This window comes from Photobacterium carnosum (assembly GCF_002849605.1).
Lineage (GTDB): Bacteria > Pseudomonadota > Gammaproteobacteria > Enterobacterales > Vibrionaceae > Photobacterium > Photobacterium carnosum.
Genome location: NZ_NPIB01000073.1, coordinates 1 through 879 on the forward strand (window position 1 = coordinate 1; position 879 = coordinate 879).

2 protein-coding genes are annotated in these 879 nt (G+C 33.1%); one reads left to right on the top strand and one right to left on the bottom strand.

Annotation, left to right across the window (positions count from 1 at the left end; all coding sequences use genetic code 11):
* Nucleotides 1-222 (top strand): hypothetical protein (locus tag CIK00_RS21415; protein ID WP_202820827.1); only part of this gene is annotated, 222 nt, incomplete at its 5' end.
* 127 nt (nucleotides 223-349) lie between these two features.
* On the opposite strand, the gene CIK00_RS21125 is transcribed toward CIK00_RS21415, so the two are convergent.
* A partial coding sequence (locus CIK00_RS21125) for a DNA cytosine methyltransferase (protein WP_193435498.1) occupies nucleotides 350-879 on the bottom strand: 530 nt, incomplete at its 5' end.

An 879-nucleotide genomic window follows, 5' to 3' on the forward strand; every position in this document is an offset into this window, starting at 1 on the left:
TCAAAAACTATCACTTGGTCTGTTAATAATAATGGGAACTTTGAAGGTCATGTAAATGGAACTCATTGCTTTACATGGCAGCCAGATGGTAGTCAATTTACAATAATTTACTCAGTTCCAGATGATGCACTAAGGTTTACAATCAAAAAACCAGAACCTTTAGATTTTGATGTAGTAATAAAGGAAATTGGATTTAATCAAAGCTGGGTAACAATTAAATAAAAATGACTTTAACCCAATATTGCCCACTTTGAGACAGCAAATAAAAGCGTTTAATAACAAAGGATCTAGCCTAGCTAGATTCTTTCATAATAAAAATATTTACCTATAAAGATAATATTATATTTTTTCAAGCCACGTTAAGACGCTTCTGTTTCATGGCTTGAATCATACTCTCAGCTATAGCCTTAATTACAGGAACCGCAACACTATTACCTGCTTGTTTTTTTAACTGTGTATGAGAAACAACTATACGATAATCTTCAGGAAAACCTTGTATTCTTAGCATTTCTCTCGATGTTAGGCGTCGATAGCCATTAACCAATAAATAATTATGAGAAGCACCAGATCTAAGAGCGCCAGAATAAGGAAGTGGTGACACATTACCCGAAATATTTTGATGCCAAATACTTGGATAAGGGGCAATCCTGCTCAAGTTTTCTTGACGATTGTTCCGAATTTCATCACTTACAAAAAAATTATCAGGTACTAATTCATCAGGTTCTAAAACCTTTGATAAATCATAACTTTCCTTTTTAATCGGAAATTCAAAAGGAATATCATGATCCAAGAATCCAACAATAAATGTTCGCTCACGTTTTTGAGGTACACCAAAATCCAAAGCATTAAGAACCTTATAATGGACTTTATATCCAAGTT